We start from the raw sequence: 18,187 nt of genomic DNA on the forward strand, positions 1-18,187 counted from the left end.
GCCCGCCGGGGTCAGCCCGCGGGTCCGCCGCCCGAGGCCTCCAGCGCCTCCAGCCGGGCCAGTACCGCACGCGCCTCGGCCATGATCCGCTCCACCAGCTCCGCGCACGACGGAAGGTCGTCGATCACCCCGGCGACCTGCCCCGACGCCATGACCCCGACGTCGGTGCGGCCCTCGACCATCGACGCCCGCAGCAGCATCGGCGTGTTCGCGGCCAGCAGCACCTGGCTCCACGACAGCTCCCGCCCGTGCCGCATCGCCAGCCCGTCCCGCACCATCCGCGGCCACGACAGCCCCGACAGCCTCCGGAACCCCGCCGCGTGCCGGACCGCCCGCAGCAGCGCCCCCGCCCGCCCCGCCCGCTCCAGCGCGGCCACCAGGTCGGTGCGCAGCATCCGGTGCGGCATCCCGTCCACGGCCCGGGTCACCGTCACGTCCCCGACGCCGGCCGCCAGGTAGCGGGCCTTCACCGGGTCCGGCACCGTCGAGTCCGAGGTCAGCAGGAACCGCGTACCCATCGCCATCCCGGCTGCCCCGTACGACAGCGCCGCGACCAGCCCGCGCCCGTCGCGGAAGCCGCCCGCCGCCACCACCGGCACGTCCACCGCGTCCACCACCTGCGGCAGCAGCACCGTCGTGGCCACCTCCCCGGTGTGCCCGCCGCCCTCGCCGCCCTGTACGAGGACCGCGTCCGCCCCCCACGCCGCGACCTTCTCCGCATGCCGGCGCGCCCCGACCGACGGGATCACCACCACGCCCGCGTCCTTCAGCCGGGCGATCAGCTCCCGCGACGGGGCCAGCGCGAACGACGCCACCCGCACGCCCTCCTCGACGAGGATCCGGACCCGCTCGGCGGCATCCCCGGCGTCCGCCCGCAGGTTCACCCCGAACGGGGCGTCCGTACGCGACCGCACCTCCCGCACCGCCGCCCGCAGCCCGTCCGCCGTCATCGTCGCGGACGCGAGGATCCCCAGCGCGCCCGCGTTCGCCGCGGCCGACACCAGCCGCGGCCCCGCCACCCACCCCATGCCCGTCTGCACGATCGGATACCGCACCCCGACCAGCCGGGTCAGCGCCGTCTCCACCGCCTCAGCCCCGCACTTCCCGCTCGCGCAGCCCCGCCGGGTCGAGGACCTCGCGGAGCAGCCGCAGCTCCCCGGCGGTCGGCTCCCGCGTGTAAGGGACCTCCTCCGGCACGGCGAGCGCGAACCCGGTGGCCTCCCGCACCTCCTCCACCCCGACGCCCGGGTGCAGGGAGGCGAGCCGCATCGACCGGTCGGGCGTCGCGAAGTCGAACACGCCGAGGTCGCTGACCACCCGGCCCAGCCGGTGGAAGCGGCCCGCACCCCCTGCCGCCGCCCGGTCGTGGCCGACCCCGCACACCATGTCGACCCGCTCGACGAACACCCGCCGCGAATGCCGCGGCACCCAGTAGCCGACCGGGTGGTTGACCGTGTTGGCGGGGGCGCCCCGCACTCCGAGGAGCTGCCGGTCCGGCCGCTCCCAGTCGCCGATGCAGGAGATGTTCTGGTTGCCGTACCGGTCGATCTGGCTCGCACCCATCATCACGTGCCGCCGCCCGCCCGCGACCAGGTCCAGGTGCCGCCGGTAGGGCAGCCAGCCCTCCACCTCGCCGTCCGGCCCCACGAGCAGCGCCTCGCCGTCGGTCAGCAGCAGGTCGGGGGAGAACGTCAGCCGCGCCAGCCGCGCCCCGAGCGAGGGGATCAGCCCCATCGGGCTCGCCAGGACCTCCCCCGCGCCCCGCCACTCCTCGGCGCACGCCACCACGCAGTACTCCGCCCGGCTCACCGCACCGCCCGGGCCCGCCGCCGCTCCCGCGTTCACTGCTGCCGCTCCCCGTGCCAGGCGCGGACGGCGCCGCGGTAGTCGTCCTCGCTGCGGCCTGCCAGGAAGCGCGCGGCGAACTCGGGCCAGGGGGTGGCCGCGTACAGCTTCTGGAAGGCCTCGTCCCGCCCGTGGTCGGGCGCGCAGGAGGTGAAGTGCGCGCCGCCCGGCGCCTCCACGACACCGGTGACGGTGTGCCGGCCGACCAGCAGCGACTGCGGCGGCCCGGCCTCGGCGAGGTCCGCGGTCTCCACGAGCTGCTCGCAGGAGAGGTAGGCGGCGTCGGCGGCCGCGCAGAACAGGTCGTCGAAGTACGGGTCCGGGCCCAGGTACTGGCCGTTGCCGTGCCGGTCCGCGCGGTTGACGTGGACCAGGGCCGCGTCCAGCCGCAGCGCGGGCACCGCGACGAGCTCCTCGCCGTCCCCGTACGGCGAGGCGACCGTACGCAGCCCGGGGTTGACGCGCAGGACGTCCGAGCCGAGCCCGGCGCGCACGGGCAGGAACGGCAGCCGGTTTGCGGCGGCCCGCAGCCCCCACAGGAACATCGCCTCGTCGTACTCGGTGAAGGCGAGCGCGCCGCGCTCGCGGGCGGCCCGGAAGTGCGGCTCCAGCGGGATCGAGTCGAGCGTGGCGAACGGCGCCACCAGCCGCCGGATCCGGCCGGCCGCGGCGAGCATGCCGACGTCCGGGCCGCCGTACGAGACCACGGTCAGGTCCGTGACCTGCGAGCGCAGCAGCGCCCGTACCAGCGCCATCGGCTTGCGCCGCGAACCCCAGCCGCCGATGCCGACGGTCATGCCGCTGCGCAGCCGCCCCGCGGCCTCGTCGGCCGTCATCAGCTTGCCGGTCACGGCGCCCCCGCCTTCCCGAAGGTGTCGCGGACCCGGTCGGCGATCCCGCCGAGGGCCGCCTCGAAGGTGAAGCCCTGCTCGAAGCGGTAGCTGCGGCGCACGTCGACCGGGTCGATGCCGTTGATGGCCGCCTTCGCCATGCGGATCAGGCTGCCGTCCTTGCGGGCGATCTCCGTGGCCAGCGCCAGCGCCGCGGCGCGGAGCCCGGCCCTCGGGACGACCTGCCAGACGGAGCCGTGGGCGTGCAGCTCGGCGGCGGTCACGGTCCGCGAGGTGTAGTACAGCGTCCGCATCAGGTGCTGCGGGACGAGCCGGGCCAGGTGCGTGGCGGCGCCGAGGGCGCCCCGGTCCAGCTCGGGCAGGCCGAACGCGGCGTCGTCGGAGGCGACGACCGCGTCCGCGTTGCCGACCAGGCCGATGCCGCCGCCGAGGCAGAAGCCGTGCACGGCGGCCACCACCGGCACCTCGCACTCGTACACCGCGGCGAAGGCCTCCTGGCAGCCGCGGTTGGCGCCGATCAGGCGGGCGTGCCCGGTGTCGGACTGCAACTCCTCCAGGTCGACGCCCGCGTTGAAGCCGCGGCCCTCGGCGGCGAGGACGACGCACCGGACGTCCCGGTCGCGGCCGGCGGCGCGGACGGCGTCCGCCAGGTCGTACCAGCCCTGCACGGGGAGGGCGTTGACGGGTGGGAAGTCGACCGTGACGAGTGCGAGGCCCTTGCCGGGGCTTGAGGTGGAGACACCCATGGGCGCATCAGCTACCTTTCCACCAAACGTTTGTTAGGCGAGGAAGGTAGCAGCCCATGGAGCTCGGCGGGAGGGTCGTGGTGGTCACCGGCGGAACCCGCGGCGTCGGCGCGGGAATCGCCCGGTCGTTCCTCGCCGCCGGCGCGGACGTCGTCGTCTGCGCCCGCCGCCCGCCCGGACGGCCCGTCGCGGCCGGCGGCCGCACCGCCGCGTACGTGCCCGTCGACCTGCGCGACCCGGGCGGCGTGCAGCGCTTCTTCGACGACCTCGGCGGCCGGACGGGGGGCCGCCTCGACTGCCTGGTCAACAACGCCGGCGGAACCCCGTACCGGCCGCTCGGCGAGGGCGCCGCCGAACGGCACGCCCGCGTCGTCCACCTGAACCTGGTCGCCCCGATGACGGCCTCCCTGGCCGCCTACCCGCTGCTGCGGGAGGCCCGCGGGTCGGTGGTCATGGTCGGCAGCGTCAGCGGCTCCCGCCCCTCGCCGGGAACCGCCGCGTACGGTGCGGCCAAGGCGGGGCTGGAGCACCTGGCCCGCTCGATGGCCGTCGAATGGGCGCCGCGGGTCCGCGTGAACACGCTGGTCCTCGGCATGGTCGCCACCGAGTCGGCGCACCTGCACTACGGCGACGCGGACGGCGTCGCCGCCGTCGCCGCGACGGTCCCCCTCGGCCGGCTCGCCGACCCCGCGGACGCGGGCGCGGCGGCCGTGTTCCTCGCCTCCGACCGCGCCGGATACATCAGCGGGGCCGCCCTGCTCGTGCACGGGGGAGGCGAGCGCCCGGCGTTCCTGGACGCGTCAACCGCCCACAAGGAGGCCTGAGATGAGCAGCAGCAGCGTCAGCGGTACGGATACGGATACGGGTGCGGGTGCGGGTGCGGGTGCGGGCGGCGGGATGGCCCGGGGGAGGGTCGTCGCCGTGACCGGCGCCGGGCGGGGCCTCGGCCGGGCGCACGCCCTGGCGTTCGCCGCGGAGGGCGCCCGCGTCGTCGTCAACGACCTCGGCACCGGACCTGACGGGCGCCCCGCCCCCGGAAGCCCGGCCGCCCGCGTCGTCGAGGAGATCCGGGCGCTCGGCGGCGAGGCCGTGGCGCACGCCGGCGACATCGCCACCGGGGCCGGCGCCGCCTCCCTCGTCGAGTGCGCCCTGGCGGCCTTCGGCAGGCTGGACACGCTCGTCAACAACGCGGGCTTCCTGCGCGACCGCATGCTCGTCAACCTCGGCGAGGACGACTGGGACGCGGTCGTCCGCGTCCACCTGAAGGGCCACTTCCTGCCGCTGAAGCACGCGGCCGCGCACTGGCGGGCGGAGGCCGCCGCCGGCCGCACCCCGGACGCCCGCGTCGTCAACACCTCCTCGGGGGCCGGGCTGGCCGGCTCGGTCGGGCAGGGCGCCTACAGCGCCGCCAAGGCAGGGATCCTCGGGCTGACGCTGGTCGCGGCGGCGGAGCTGGGCCGGTACGGGGTCCAGGTCAACGCGATCGCGCCGGCCGCCCGGACCCGGATGACCGAGGAGGTCTTCGCGCAGGCGATGGCGGCGCCGGGGGAGGGGGAGTTCGACGCGATGGCCCCGGGGAACGTCTCGCCGCTGGTGGTCTGGCTGGGCAGCGGCGCTTCGGCCGGGGTCACCGGACGGGTCTTCGAGGCGGAGGGCGGCCGGATCACGGTCATGGAGGGCTGGCGGCGCGGCCCCACCGCCGACGCCGGCGCCCGCCGCACGCCCGCGGAGGCGGGCGAGGCCGCCGCGAAGCTCCTGGCCGCCGCCCGCACCCCGCAGCCCGTGTACGGCGCCCGCTGAGGTCCCGCCGGAGGGGGAGGCGGAGGGGCGGGCGAGGGCCGGGCCGGCGGGCAGGGCGTGCCCGCAGGGCCTGCGCAGGCGGCAGCCGGGTGGCCGGAGCGCGGCGGTGCGGGATCGTATGGCGCGGGTGCCGGAGGCGGAGGGGCGCGAATCGGCCCCGGCCCCCTGGCGAGGGGTCGGGACCGGTCCGGCACTCGTGCGATGGGGTATCACTACCCACACCGCACCCCCGCCGAACCGCCGCCGCCCGCAAAGTTGGGCCGTGCGGGCGTACGGGCCCGGCGGGGGAGGGGAGCCCCGTACGACCGGTTCCCGTCATCCGGCGGCCGTCCGCGCGGAGGCAGCGGGCGCGCGGCCGGGACCGGGGCGCGGAAAGCCGTGTTCGAGCGGGCGGGGCCGGTCCCCGCGGCCGGCCGCCGGGCACCCGGCTCCGCAGAATGTCCGAAAACGGGTCCTTGATGTCCGCACACCGGCGGGTGTGACATGTACGTGTCATTAACCCGATGGCACGCACAGCCCAACCCCCCACGAAAGGCAGTGTGTTGACCGTGTCCTCATTCGGCACGTTCCTCAAGCGCGCCCTCGCCGCCGGCGCCGTCGCCCTCGCCGCCGTCAGCCTCCAGCCCGCCGGAGCCCACGCGGCCCCCGCCCCCGTCGTCGGCGGCACCCGCGCCGCACAGGGCGAGTTCCCCTGGATGGTCCGCCTCTCCATGGGCTGCGGCGGCTCCCTGCTCACCCAGCAGATCGTCCTCACCGCCGCCCACTGCGTCGGCTCCAGCGGCAACAACACCTCCATCACCGCCACCGCCGGCGTCGTCGACCTCAACAGCTCCAGCGCGATCAAGGTCAGGTCCACCAAGGTCCTCCGCGCCCCCGGCTACAACGGCCAGGGCAAGGACTGGGCCCTGATCAAGCTCGCCAAGCCGATCAACCTGCCCACCCTCAACATCGCCGAGACCAAGCAGTACGACAACGGCACCTTCACCGTCGCCGGCTGGGGCGCCGCCCGCGAAGGCGGCAGCCAGCAGCGCTACCTGCTCAAGGCCAACGTCCCCTTCGTCTCCGACGCAGCCTGCCGGAGCGCCTACGGCAGCTCCCTCGTCCCGAGCGAGGAGATCTGCGCCGGCTACGACCAGGGCGGAGTCGACACCTGCCAGGGCGACTCCGGCGGCCCCATGTTCCGCCGCGACGCCGCCGGGGCCTGGATCCAGGTCGGCATCGTCAGCTGGGGCCGGGGCTGCGCCCGCGCCGGATACCCCGGCGTGTACACCGAGGTGTCCACCTTCGCCTCGCAGATCAAGACGGCGGCGGCCTCCCTCTGACCCACGGCCCCGCACGCCCCGCCCTCCCGGCCCCTTCGGGCCCCCGGGACGGCGGGGCATCCTCGCGCCCGGGGGCCCCGTACACCGCCGCGCCCCGGGCCCGTACGCCGCCCCGGGCTGTCTCATCCAGCGGCTGCCCCGCGACCCGCCTGCACCCGCCACGTATTCTCGGGGACCATGAACAACAGCCCCGCCGAGGCGCCCGACGAGAACGTCACCGCCGAGCTGGCCCGCCTCCGCGACAGCATCGACAACATCGACGCCGCCGTCGTCCACATGCTCGCCGAACGCTTCAAGTGCACCCAGCAGGTCGGCCACCTCAAGGCCCGCCACCACCTGCCGCCCGCCGACCCCGCCCGCGAGGCCAGCCAGATCGCCCGCCTGCGCCAGCTCGCCGAGAACGCCAAGCTCGACCCCGCCTTCGCCGAGAAGCTCCTGAACTTCATCATCGCCGAGGTCATCCGCCACCACGAGACGATCGCCGCCCGCGAAGAGTAGGTCCTGCCGCCAAAGGGGCCGCGGGCCCGGCGCCCTCTGCCGGGCAGGGCCCACGGCCACCGCACGCGGCGTCCGCGGCCCGCCCGTCAGGCAGCATGGGCCCATGTCCGCACTCACCCGCAGCGAAGCCGAGGCCCGCGCCCGCCTCCTCGACGTCCACCACTACACCGTCACCCTCGACCTCACCGGCGACGGCGACACCTTCGACACCACCACCCTCATCCGCTTCACCGCCCGTGCGGCCGGCGACACCTTCGTCGAACTGAAACCGGACGAACTGCGCTCCGCCGAACTCGACGGCACCCCCCTCGACCCGGCCGGCCTCACCGACAACCGGCTCGCCCTCACCGCCCTCACCCCCGGCCCGCACGAACTCCGCCTCGACACCCGCATGCGCTACTCCCGCACCGGGGAGGGCCTGCACCGCTTCACCGACCCCGCCGACGGCGAGACGTACCTCTACACCCAGCTCTTCCTCGACGACGTCCAGCGCGTCTTCCCCGCCTTCGACCAGCCCGACCTCAAGGCGGTGTTCGAGTTCACCGTCACCGCCCCCGCCCACTGGACCGTCCTCGCCAACGGCACCACCGCCCGCACCGGCCACCGCGACACCGACGGCGCCGCCGTCTGGACCTCCGCCCCCACCCCCCGCATCTCCACCTACCTCGCCGCCGTCGCCGCGGGCCCCTGGCACAGCATCCGCACCGAACACGCCGGACTCCCCTTCGGCATCCACTGCCGCAAATCCCTCGCCCCCCACCTCGACGCCGACGCCGACGAAATCCTCGGCATCACCACCGCCTGCTACGACCGCTACCACGAGAAGTTCACGGAGCCGTACCCCTTCGACTCCTACGACCAGGCCTTCGTCCCCGAATTCAACGCGGGCGCCATGGAAAACCCCGGCCTCGTCACCTTCCGGGACGAATACGTCTTCCGCTCCGCCGTCACCGACTCCGAACGGCAGCGCCGCGCCAACACCATCGCCCACGAAATGGCCCACATGTGGTTCGGCGACCTCGTCACCCTCCGCTGGTGGGACGACATCTGGCTGAACGAGTCCTTCGCCGAGTACATGGGCTACCAGACCCTCACCGAAGCCACCCGCTTCACCGGCAGCTGGACCGAATTCGCCATGGAACGCAAGCCCTGGGGATACGACGCCGACCAGCGGCCCTCCACCCACCCCGTCGCCCCCGACCCCGACGCCGTCCCCGACACCGCCTCCGCCCTCCTCAACTTCGACGGCATCTCCTACGCCAAGGGCGCCTCGGCGCTGCGCCAACTCGTCGCCTGGATCGGCGAAAAGGACTTCCTCGCCGGCATCAACACCCACTTCGCCCGGCACAAGTTCGCCAACGCCTCCCTCGCCGACCTCATCGACTCCCTCGCCGCCCACACCGACCGCGACGTCCACACCTGGGCCGAGACCTGGCTGCGCACCACCGGAGCCGACACCCTCACCTCCCGCATCCAGGAAGGCCACGGCGGCTGGACCCTCACCGTCGACCGCAACGGCACCCGCCCCCACCACATCGCCGCCGGCCTCTACGACCGCGACCCCGGCGACGACCGCCTCCACCTCCGCGAACGCCTCACCCTCGACCTCCCCACCGACGAAGTCCTCTCCGCCGCCGGACCCCGCCCCGCCCTCCTCGTCCTCAACGACGGCGACCTCGGCTACGCCAAGGTCCGCCTCGACGAAACCTCCGTCGAGACCGCCCTGAGGGGCATCTCCGCCGTCCCGGACCCCCTCACCCGCGCCGTCGTCTGGAACTCCCTGCGCGACATGGTCCGCGACGGCGAACTCGCCCCCGGCGACTACCTCACCACCGCCGAAGCACACCTCTGCGACGAACCCGACCTCGCCGTCGTCCAAGGCGCGCTCACCTTCGCCCGCCACCACATCGCCGACCGCTACCTCACCCCCGACCGGCGCACCGAAGCCCTCGCCGCCCTCACCGGCATCGCGCGTGACCTGCTGCGCCGCACCGAGGACGGCTCCGACCCCGGACTGCGCCTGTCCGCCGTACGCCTCCTCATCGACAGCGCCACCCAGCCCCACACCCTCGCCGGCTGGCTCGACGACGGCACCGTCCCCGGCGGCCCCGAACTCGACCCCGAACTGCGCTGGCGCATCCTCGCCCGCCTCGCCGTCCTCGGCGCCGCCACCCCCGCCGACATCGACGCCGTCCTCGCCGACGACCCCAGCGCCACCGGCCGCGAAGGCGCCGCCCGCTGCCACGCCTCCCTCCCCGACCCCGAGGCGAAGGCCGCCGCCTGGGACCGGCTCTTCCACGACGACGACCTCTCCAACTACCTCTTCACCGCCACCGCCCGCGGCTTCTGGCAGCCCGAACAGGCCGACCTCGTCAGCCCGTACGTCCCCCGCTACTACACCGAAGCCACCGCGCTCGCCGCCCGCCGCGGCCCCGCCATCGCCGAAGCCGCAGCCCGCCACGCCTTCCCCGCCCACGCCGTCGACCCCGACCACCTCGCCACCGGCCGCGCCGCCCTCACCGACCCGGCCGTCACCCCCCGCCTCCGCCGCGGCCTCACGGACCAACTGGACGACCTGGCCCGCGCCCTCCACGTCCGCACCGCCAACTCCTGACCGGGACGGGGGCGTGCGGGTCCGGCGAGCGCACCAGGGGCGGTCGGCGCAGCCCCGCGGGCGGCCTGCCCGCGCCGCGGCACCGCTCCGGTGGCGGGGGCGCGGGGACGGGTGGTTACCCCGTTCCGGTCGGATCGTTGTATCGGCGGGTGCTCCGGACGCCACCGCTGCCGGGCGCGCCCCGATGCCAGGGGCCCCGCACAACAGGGCCGGCCGCCCCGTACCGCCCGCCCCCGTGAGGATCCCATGACCGCGCCGCCCGGACCGCCACTGCCCCCGCTCGCCGGGGGCCCCGACGGCCCCGACGCCCTGCGCCCCCTCCTCGACACCGTTCTCGACGCCCTCGCCGCCGGGGCACGCGCACGGTCCGGACCCCTTCCCGCCGGCGGTCCGGATGCCGTCGGCGCCGACGTCACCGCCGCGCTCGGGGCGCTTCTGCCCGAGCGCGGCACCGGGCCCCACGAAGCCCTCCGCACGCTCGTGCACGTCCTGGCGCGCGGTGCCGCCGACCCCGCCCACCCGCTCTGCGCAGGGCACCTCCACGGACCGCCCCTCGCCGTCGCCGCCGCGGCCGACCTCGCCGCCGGCGCCCTCAACCCCTCACTGGACTCCTGGGACCAGGCCCCCGCCGCCTCCGTCCTCGAAGCCCTCCTCACCCGCACGCTCGCCGCCGAGCTCTACCCCACCGCGCAGCCCGACGCCCTGATCACCACCGGCGGCACCGAAGCCAACCAGCTCGCCCTCCTGCTCGCGCGGGAACGCCACGGCCCCGCCCTCACCGTCGTCCACGGAGCCAACGCCCACCACTCCGTCCCCCGCGCCGCCTGGCTCCTCGGACTGCCCCCCACCACCTCGCTCCCCACACCGACCGGCGTCCTCGACCCCCGCCACGTCCACGACACCCTCGCCCGCACCACCGGCCCCGCCCTCGTCACCGCCACCGCAGGCACCACCGACGCCGGGCTCATCGACCCCCTCGACGCCCTCGCCGACACCTGCGCCCGCCACGGAGCCGAACTCCACGTCGACGCCGCCTACGCCGGCCCCCTCGCCCTCAGCCCGCGGCACCGGCACCTCCTCACCGGCCTCCACCGCGCCGGGTCCATCTCCCTCGACCTGCACAAACTCGGCTGGCAGCCCGTCCCCGCCGGCCTCCTCGCCGTCCCCGACACCGCCCATCTGGCCCCGCTCGCCCACCAGGCCGACTACCTCAACGCCGCCGACGACACCGAAGCCGGCCTTCCCGATCTCCTCGGCCGCTCCCTCCGCACCACCCGACGCCCCGACGCCCTCAAGATCGCCGCCACGCTGCGCGCACTCGGCCGCGACGGCGTCGCCCGCCTCATCGACCACACCCTCGGCCTCGCCCGCCACCTCGCCGAACTCATCGACGCCCACCCCGCCTTCACCCTCCACGCAGCCCCCACCCTCACCACCGTCCTCTTCCGGCCCACCCACGCCACCGACACCGACGTCGCCGACCTCCGCCGCGCCCTCCTCCACCACGGCCGCGCGGTCCTCGGCCGGGCCACCGCCGACGGCCGCCTCTGGCTCAAAGCGACGCTCCTCAACCCCCACACCACCCCACAGGACCTCACCACCCTCCTCACCCTCCTGGAAGGCAGCACCCCCCGATGACCGCCCACCTCGATGCACCCCACGACCTCGTCGGAATCGGCATCGGTCCCTTCAACCTGTCCCTCGCCGCCCTCGCCGACGGCCTGCCCCGCCACGGAGCCGCCCCCCTCGCCACCGCCTTCTACGACGAACGCCCCCACTTCCGCTGGCACCCCGGACTCCTCATCGACGGCACCACCCTCCAAGTCCCGTACCTCGCGGACCTCGTCACCCTCGCCGACCCCACCAGCCCCTGGACCTTCCTCAACCACCTCAGGAACAGAGAGCGCCTCTACCCCTTCTACTTCGCCCAGCAGTTCCACATCCAGCGCACCGAATACGACGCCTACTGCCGCTGGGTCGCCGAGAACCTCCCCGGCCTCCACTTCGGCCACCAGGTCGACGCCGTCCGCTGGAACCCCGAACACGACCTGTTCGAGATCGACTACACCCGCCTCGGCGCGCACGGCGAAGCCGAAGCCCTCGGCCGCACGCACGCCCGCCACCTCGCCCTCGGCATCGGCACCGCCCCGCACGTCCCCGACCCGCTGCGCCCCCTCGCCGAAGCCCCCACTGTCCCCGTGATCCACTCCGCGGACTACCTCGACAACCGCACCCGCATCCTCGGCGCCGACCACATCACCGTCATCGGCTCAGGCCAGTCCGGCGCCGAGGTCTTCCTCGACCTCCTCCGCGCCCGCCCCGCCGGCCGCGAACGCCTCACCTGGCTCGCCCGCACCCCCTCCTTCGCACCCATGGAGTACAGCAAGCTCGGCCTCGAACACTTCACCCCCGACTACACGCACTACTTCCACGCCCTCCCCGAACCCGTCCGCGACCGCCTCCTCCCCGCCCAGTGGCAGCTCCACAAGGGCATCGACACCGCCACCATCGCCGCCATCCACCACGAGCTCTACAGCCGCAGCCTCCACGGCGGCTGGCCCGACGCCGTCCTCACCCCCGGCGTCACCGTCCGCACCGCGGGCCGCATCGCCACCACCAAGATCGAACTGCATCTGGAGCACGCCGACCAGGGCACCCGCTCCCGCCTCACCACCGACGCCGTCATCCTCGCCACCGGCTACCGCGAACGCCCCCTGCACCGCCTCCTCGCCGGCCTCGACCCCTACCTCCGCAAGGACTCCTCCGGCCGCCCCCGCATCGACCGCAGCCACCGGATGGTCCTCGACCCCGCCGTCACCGGCACCGTCTTCGTACAGAACGGCGAACGCCACACCCACGGCGTCGGCGCCCCCGACCTCGGCCTCGCCGCCTGGCGCAGCGCCACCATCCTCAACACCCTCACCGGCACCGACCCCTACCCCCAGCCCGCCCGGACCGCCTTCACCACCTTCGGCCTCGAACCCCGCCCCGAACCCCGACCGCAGCCCACCGTCGAACTCCGCCCCCTCGCCGACCACGCCTGAGCCGCACCCCGACGGCCGGGAGCCCCGCCCCTCAGGCCCCGGCCCGAAAACCATGCGGGCCCGCCAGGCGGCCGCACCTAGACTGACCAGCGGAAACACAACGGGGGGGCAGCAGTCATGCAGACGGACGGACACGCGAGCGGTGCGGCGGAGGGCCCTCTGGCCGCCGCCGCCAGGGCGGGCGACATGCTCCGCGTGAAGCAGCTCCTGGAAGAACGCGAGGGCCGGCCCCACGGGGGCTCCGACGACGCGACCGCCGCCTTCGCCGCGGCCGTCCAGGCCCTCCACACCGACGTCGCCGACCTGCTGATCAGGCGCGGAGCAGTACCCGGCGAAGTCGCGCCGGACCGGTTGCCGTCCCTGCGCGAGGCGGTCGGCTTCGGCTCTCCCGCGCTCGTCGACGCCCTCACCGGCGGCAGCATCCGGCACAGGCACCCGACCTCCGAGCTGATGGAGCTGAGGGACCTCGCACGCACCTGGCACGAGGCCGGAACCGAAGCCGAACTGCGGCGCCGCACCGGTTCCTCGGGCGATGTCGCGTACACCCGCGTGCAGGACGACGAGGGGTACTACAAGGTCGGCGAGCTGACGCTCGAAGGAGTGACCGTACGGGACGGACACGGCGCGATCCTCACGGAGTTGGAGGAACTGCTCGGCATCCGCACCTCCTGCGACGACCTCGTCACCCGTGCCCTGGAGCGCGACCCGGACCACACGGCGTGGGGCCGAGCCGCGATCATGCTCTCCCACCGGCGTGAGCCGGAGGCATGGGCCGTCGCCGAGACCCTGCGCGCCGACGCGGACCCGAGGCGCCGACTGTTCGGTGCCGAACTGGCACGGCTGTTCGAACTCTTCGCCGATGCACACGAAGAGCAGTACTGCGTCCTCGCTGTGGCCGCCCTCACGGACTGGTCAGCCGAGGAGACGGACCCCGCCGTCCTCGCAACGGTGCTCCACGGCCTCTCCTCGTACCAAGGCCCGCGCGCCGAAGCCGCCCTCCTGGCGCACCTCGGCCACCACGACCCCGGCGTCCGGCGAGCGGTGGCCGCCGGCCTCGGCACGTCCATGGACGGCAAGCACCTGTCCGGCAGGGCCCGCGAGGGAGTCCTGACGCTGATGAACGACCCGGACACCGATGTGGGGATCGCGGCCTGCCGCAGCGCCGGCGACATCGCGAACGGCGACCCCGTACTGAGTGACTCGCTGGCGGCGCTGCTTGACCACCCGGAGCGCCGCGTCCGGCTCGAAGCCGTCCAGAGTCTCGCACTCCACCGCGACGAGCGGTGCGTGGAAGCCGCGAAGCGCCTCGGTCCGCCACGGCCCGGCTACCGCGAGGAAGAGCTGTACTGCCTCGAAGCGGCATGGCGGTTCGAACGGCGCCGCGGGGACACGGCGAGGACCACAAGGCCCGGCATGCGGTCGAATGTGGCAGCAATCGCCCCCAAAGGCACCGCTCCGTGGCCACGAGATACGTAAGCTCGCCGTCCGCCACGAGGCGACCGTCCTCGTCGCGGCCATCAACGAGTGGCTGTGACCACACACGCGCACCGCCTTTTCGTCAATCCGTTGCCCAGGGGTCCGGCAGCTGGCTGGGCTCGCCCAGCCGCCCGCATCGGTGCAGGCCGGCGCTGTCGACCAGGAGGTGTGAAGCACATGCGCACGAGTGCCCAGGAGCTGAGCTCGCGTACCGGCCCATGCCACCTCCTCTCGACGGAGACACCTTGTCCCTTCGCATCACCCCACTGACCGACCCCGCTCACGGCCCGCACGGCCGGCGTCTTGCCTGGTTGGCGTCGGACGCGGATTCCCTCCCCGCCGGGACCGCCTTCCTGCGCCTGCTCGACGGCGGACAGGATCACCTCGCCGAGCTCGACCTCCGCGTTCATCCTGCGGAGCGCCGCAAGGGCGTCGGCTCCCGGCTCCTCGACACCGCCGTGGCCACCGCCCGCGACAACGCCCGGCGCCGCATCGTCGCGCAGGCAGAAGCCGGATCGCCCGGCGACCATTTCCTGGCAGCGCGCGGTTTCCGGAAGGTCCTCACCTTCAGGTACACCCGCCTGGCAATGGCCGGGGTGGACACCACCGTCCTCGCCGGAATCGTCGAGCGTCCTCATCCCGGCTACCGGCTGGCGTCATGGCGGGGAACCGTCCCCGACGACCTCGCCCGGACGTTCGCCGCCTCACGCCGCGCCATGGACGACATGCCCGTGGACGACGCCGAGTACGGCACCGTGGCCTGGGACGTGGACCGCGTGCGGGCCGCAGCGAAGGCCGTCGAGCAGCGTGGCGACCACCTGCACAGCGTCGTCGCCATCGACGCCTCCAACGGCTCGATCGCCGGGTTCACCGAACTCGTCATCCCCGGCAACGGCGCAGGTGACGGCCAGCACTACGGCACGGGCGTACTGCCCGAGCACCGTGGCCACGGCCTCGGCCGATGGATGAAGGCCGAGTCGATCCGACAAGCCCACAGTGACTATCCGGACCTCGCCGGCCTCCTGGCCGACACGGCCGACAGCAACGCGCACATGCGGCGGATCAACGACGGTCTCGGCTACACGCCCACGCACACGACACACCAGCACCAGCTCGACCTCTAGGGCCGGACGGGCCGGAGCGGGGCACCACCCCGCCCGGCCTGTCCGTGCTTCCGGCACACGCCTTAGAACACCGGCACGCCCGCCCGCGTCAGGCGCCACCCCACCGACGCGAAGCCCGCCGGATCGACCCTCCCCTTCGCCCTCACCCACGAGATGATCGTGTTCCGGATCTCATCCGAGTCCGCCCACACCTGCTTCGCCCCCGCCACGTGCGGGAACGCCCCGCCGCCCGACGCGCGGTAGTTGTTCACCGCCAGCACGAACCGCGCCTGCGGATCCACCGGCCTGCCCTCGAACGACAGCCCCGTGATCCGCGAACCGACCGGCTGCGCGATGTCCACGTCGTACACCAGCCCGTACACCGCGTCGTAGTTGTAGTCCGGTATCCCGTCCGCATTCGTCAGCTTCGACGGATCCACCACCGCATCGGGAGCCGTCCGCACGAAGTACCGGGCCGAGTACTCCAGGTAGTCCTTCACCTGCGCACCCGTCAGGACCCGGGCCTCCAGCGTGTTCTCGAACGGGTACAGGCCCGCCGCGTCCCGCAGCGTCACCTTCCCCTCCGGGATCACCGCCGTCCGCGAGAAGCAGGACGCCTGCGACAGCACCGGCAGCGCAGCCCACTCCGTGCCCGCGAGGGCGACCTTCACCGTCTCCGCCTGCACGTGGTTGATCAGGTCGATGATCGGGACGTCCTTCACCGGGCCCTCCGCCGACGACATCGCCTGCGCCGACGTACCGATCACCTGGTTGACGTACTCCACGACCTTCCGGTGCTCGTCCGAGAGCAGCCGCACGATCTTCGGGTCCTCCGGCACCGTGTTCGCGTTCAGCACCCGCGCCGACACCGAGGCCACCGACCAGCGGCCCCGCTGCCACGACAGCTCGAAGTCGAACAGCGTCAGCCGCTGGCCCCACTTCAGCGGCTCCGACAGCACCACGTCCCTGCCGGTCGCCTTGTTCCGCACCCGGTACTCCGGTATCTCCGTGTGCGCGTGCCCGACCAGGATCGCGTCGATCCCCGGCACCTGCTCCGCCACCAGGCCCGCAGCGTTCTCCACGTACGGCAGCTGGTCCCCGTACGACGACGTACCGCTCGAACCGGAATGCGCCGACACGATCACCACGTCGGCGCCCATCGACCGCAGCCGCGGCACGTACTTCGCGGCCTGCTCCTCCAGCCCCGGGAACGCCATCCTCCCCTGCACGTGCGCCTTGTCCCAGATCGCGATGCCCGGATTCGTCAGGCCCAGGACCGCCACCTTCACGTCCCGCCCGTGCGGAGTGCGCAGCCGGTGCATGCTGTACGGGGGGAACGCCGGCCGCAGCGACCGCGCATCCACCGCGTTCGCCCCGAGCAGCGGGAAGTCGCACTGCTCCTGGAACTTCCGCAGCACCGGAATCCCGTAGTTGAACTCGTGGTTCCCCAGCGCCGCCGCGTCATAGCCGATCGCGTTCATCGCCTGCGCCATCGGATGCACCGGGCCGCGGCGCGCGGTGATCGGGTCCACCTTGGCGTAGTAGTACGACAGCTGCGTCCCCTGGATCGTGTCACCGGCATCGATCAGCAGCGTGTTGCACCGCCCCTTCTCCGCCCGCACCTTCTCCACCAGCGTCGAGATCTTCGCCAGGCCCACGTCGTTGTGCGCCTTGTCGTCGAACTCGCGGTCCGTGAAGTAGTCCCAGTTGAAGACGTTCCCGTGCAGGTCCGTCGTCCCCATCACCGTGAACGCGTACGTCCGCCCCGGCCGCGGCCCCGGTGCCGGCGCAGCCGCGGCCGCCGGCACCGCAGACGCCCCCGTCCATGCCACAGCCGCACCCGTCACGGCCGACGAGCCCAAGAACACCCTGCGGTCCAACCCCATACCGAACTCCCTGAAAAACGCACTGACCACACTGACAACACCGACAACGCGCGTAGATTCTGACCCATCGGCAACAACCGGCAACACCCCCTCCGCACCCCAACTCCCTGCCACCCGGCCCCCGCAGTGCCACAGTTGAACCCATGACCACCGACACCCCGCACCAGCCCTACGGAACCCCCGACACCCCCCGCATCGCCGTCCGCGGCGAGGCGCACCTCGAAGTCGACCCCGAAATCGCCCGTATCGGCATCACCGTCACCGCCCGCGGCACCGACCGCCGCACCGCACTGGAAGACCTCACCCGCCGCAACGCCGCCACCCTCGACCTCATCAAGAGCTACGGAGACGCCGTCGAAAAACTCGAAACCGGCGCCTTCTCCATCACCCCCGAACCCGCCCGCCACGGCCGCGGCGAACGCGTCCGCGCCTACCACGGCCGCGTCCACATCACCGCCGAACTCACCGACTTCACCGCCCTCGGCGAACTCGCCACCCGTCTCGCCGACCTCGAACTCACCCGCGTCGACGGCCCCTGGTGGGCGCTGCGCCCCACCTCGCCCGCCCATGCCGAAGCCCGCCGCCAGGCCGTCCTCGACGCCGTCCAACGCGCCCGCGAATACGCCGACGCGCTCGGGGCCCGCCTCGCCGCCCTCGTCGAACTCGCCGACCTCGGCGCCGAGAACGCCGCCCCGATCGCCATGGCCGCCCCCGCCGGCACCATGCGCGCCATGGCCTTCGGAGCCACCGAGGAAACCGCACCGCCCCTCGACCTGGAACCCCAGCGCCAAACCGTCTACGCCCAGGTGAACGCCCGCTTCACCATGACCCCGCCGCACCTCTGACGGACCCGCGGAAAACAGCCTGGAGAACCGCACGGAAACCCACCCCGGGGGTGCTCATCAGAGCACCCCCACGCACATTCAACAATTGTCAACAACCCTTCGCCCAGGCGTTGTTGGGCGGACACCGGAAGCCCACCGCCTACCGCCCGGTAGGGCA

At 73.8% G+C, this 18,187-nt stretch carries 15 protein-coding genes; 10 read left to right on the forward strand and 5 right to left on the reverse strand.

What is annotated here, in order from left to right:
• Positions 1–11 precede the first annotated feature (11 nt).
• The 4 genes from MUK52_RS23510 to MUK52_RS23525 are packed head-to-tail and all read right to left on the reverse strand — an operon-like array spanning position 12 to position 3,442.
• Entirely contained in the window at positions 12–1,085 is a 1,074-nt protein-coding gene (locus tag MUK52_RS23510) for an NAD(P)H-dependent flavin oxidoreductase (RefSeq protein ID WP_114057140.1), read from the reverse strand.
• 4 nt (positions 1,086–1,089) lie between these two features.
• Positions 1,090–1,845, reverse strand: coding sequence for a CoA-transferase subunit beta (locus MUK52_RS23515; RefSeq protein ID WP_174250445.1), 756 nt, complete (start codon positions 1,843–1,845; stop codon positions 1,090–1,092).
• Positions 1,842–2,696, reverse strand: coding sequence for a CoA transferase subunit A (locus tag MUK52_RS23520; RefSeq protein WP_114057139.1), 855 nt, complete (start codon positions 2,694–2,696; stop codon positions 1,842–1,844). The genes MUK52_RS23515 and MUK52_RS23520 overlap by 4 nt, the downstream gene beginning before the upstream one ends.
• On the reverse strand, positions 2,693–3,442 hold the full coding sequence (locus tag MUK52_RS23525; protein ID WP_284579800.1) for an enoyl-CoA hydratase family protein: 750 nt from the start codon (positions 3,440–3,442) through the stop codon (positions 2,693–2,695). The genes MUK52_RS23520 and MUK52_RS23525 overlap by 4 nt, the downstream gene beginning before the upstream one ends.
• 56 nt (positions 3,443–3,498) lie before the next feature.
• Between MUK52_RS23525 and MUK52_RS23530 the strand changes: the two genes are divergently transcribed.
• The 9 genes from MUK52_RS23530 to MUK52_RS23570 all read left to right on the forward strand — a co-directional run bounded on the left by MUK52_RS23530 (position 3,499) and on the right by MUK52_RS23570 (position 15,320).
• The gene (locus MUK52_RS23530) at positions 3,499–4,266 is read left to right on the forward strand and encodes an SDR family oxidoreductase (RefSeq protein ID WP_114057137.1); all 768 of its coding nucleotides are present in this window, start codon (positions 3,499–3,501) and stop codon (positions 4,264–4,266) included.
• A 73-nt stretch (positions 4,267–4,339) separates the two neighbouring features.
• Positions 4,340–5,242, forward strand: coding sequence for an SDR family oxidoreductase (locus tag MUK52_RS23535; protein WP_246042865.1), 903 nt, complete (start codon positions 4,340–4,342; stop codon positions 5,240–5,242).
• Positions 5,243–5,745: 503 nt separating this feature from the next.
• Complete coding sequence (locus MUK52_RS23540; protein WP_472914395.1) at positions 5,746–6,564, forward strand: serine protease; 819 nt, start codon at positions 5,746–5,748, stop codon at positions 6,562–6,564.
• Positions 6,565–6,741: 177 nt separating this feature from the next.
• A complete protein-coding gene (locus MUK52_RS23545; protein WP_114057134.1) occupies positions 6,742–7,062 on the forward strand; it encodes a chorismate mutase in 321 nt (106 codons plus the stop codon).
• A gap of 103 nt (positions 7,063–7,165) precedes the next feature.
• Positions 7,166–9,676 (forward strand): aminopeptidase N, encoded by a 2,511-nt coding sequence (pepN, locus tag MUK52_RS23550; protein ID WP_114057133.1) that lies wholly within the window; start codon positions 7,166–7,168, stop codon positions 9,674–9,676.
• A 246-nt stretch (positions 9,677–9,922) separates the two neighbouring features.
• A complete protein-coding gene (locus MUK52_RS23555) occupies positions 9,923–11,314 on the forward strand; it encodes a pyridoxal phosphate-dependent decarboxylase family protein (protein ID WP_284579810.1) in 1,392 nt (463 codons plus the stop codon).
• The gene (locus tag MUK52_RS23560) at positions 11,311–12,720 is read left to right on the forward strand and encodes a lysine N(6)-hydroxylase/L-ornithine N(5)-oxygenase family protein (RefSeq protein ID WP_114057131.1); all 1,410 of its coding nucleotides are present in this window, start codon (positions 11,311–11,313) and stop codon (positions 12,718–12,720) included. The genes MUK52_RS23555 and MUK52_RS23560 overlap by 4 nt, the downstream gene beginning before the upstream one ends.
• A gap of 117 nt (positions 12,721–12,837) precedes the next feature.
• Complete coding sequence (locus tag MUK52_RS23565; protein ID WP_284579812.1) at positions 12,838–14,196, forward strand: HEAT repeat domain-containing protein; 1,359 nt, start codon at positions 12,838–12,840, stop codon at positions 14,194–14,196.
• A 245-nt stretch (positions 14,197–14,441) separates the two neighbouring features.
• A complete protein-coding gene (locus MUK52_RS23570) occupies positions 14,442–15,320 on the forward strand; it encodes a GNAT family N-acetyltransferase (RefSeq protein ID WP_284579814.1) in 879 nt (292 codons plus the stop codon).
• Positions 15,321–15,382: 62 nt separating this feature from the next.
• Here the strand turns inward: MUK52_RS23570 and MUK52_RS23575 are convergent, their stop codons facing one another.
• Complete coding sequence (locus MUK52_RS23575; RefSeq protein ID WP_284579816.1) at positions 15,383–17,185, reverse strand: bifunctional metallophosphatase/5'-nucleotidase; 1,803 nt, start codon at positions 17,183–17,185, stop codon at positions 15,383–15,385.
• 143 nt (positions 17,186–17,328) lie between these two features.
• Here MUK52_RS23575 and MUK52_RS23580 point away from each other — a divergent pair, with 143 nt between their 5' ends.
• Positions 17,329–18,030, forward strand: coding sequence for an SIMPL domain-containing protein (locus MUK52_RS23580; RefSeq protein ID WP_114057127.1), 702 nt, complete (start codon positions 17,329–17,331; stop codon positions 18,028–18,030).
• The last annotated feature ends 157 nt before the right edge of the window (positions 18,031–18,187 follow it).

It is taken from the genome of Streptomyces sp. 2P-4 (genome assembly GCF_030167965.1).
GTDB lineage: Bacteria > Actinomycetota > Actinomycetes > Streptomycetales > Streptomycetaceae > Streptomyces > Streptomyces globosus_A.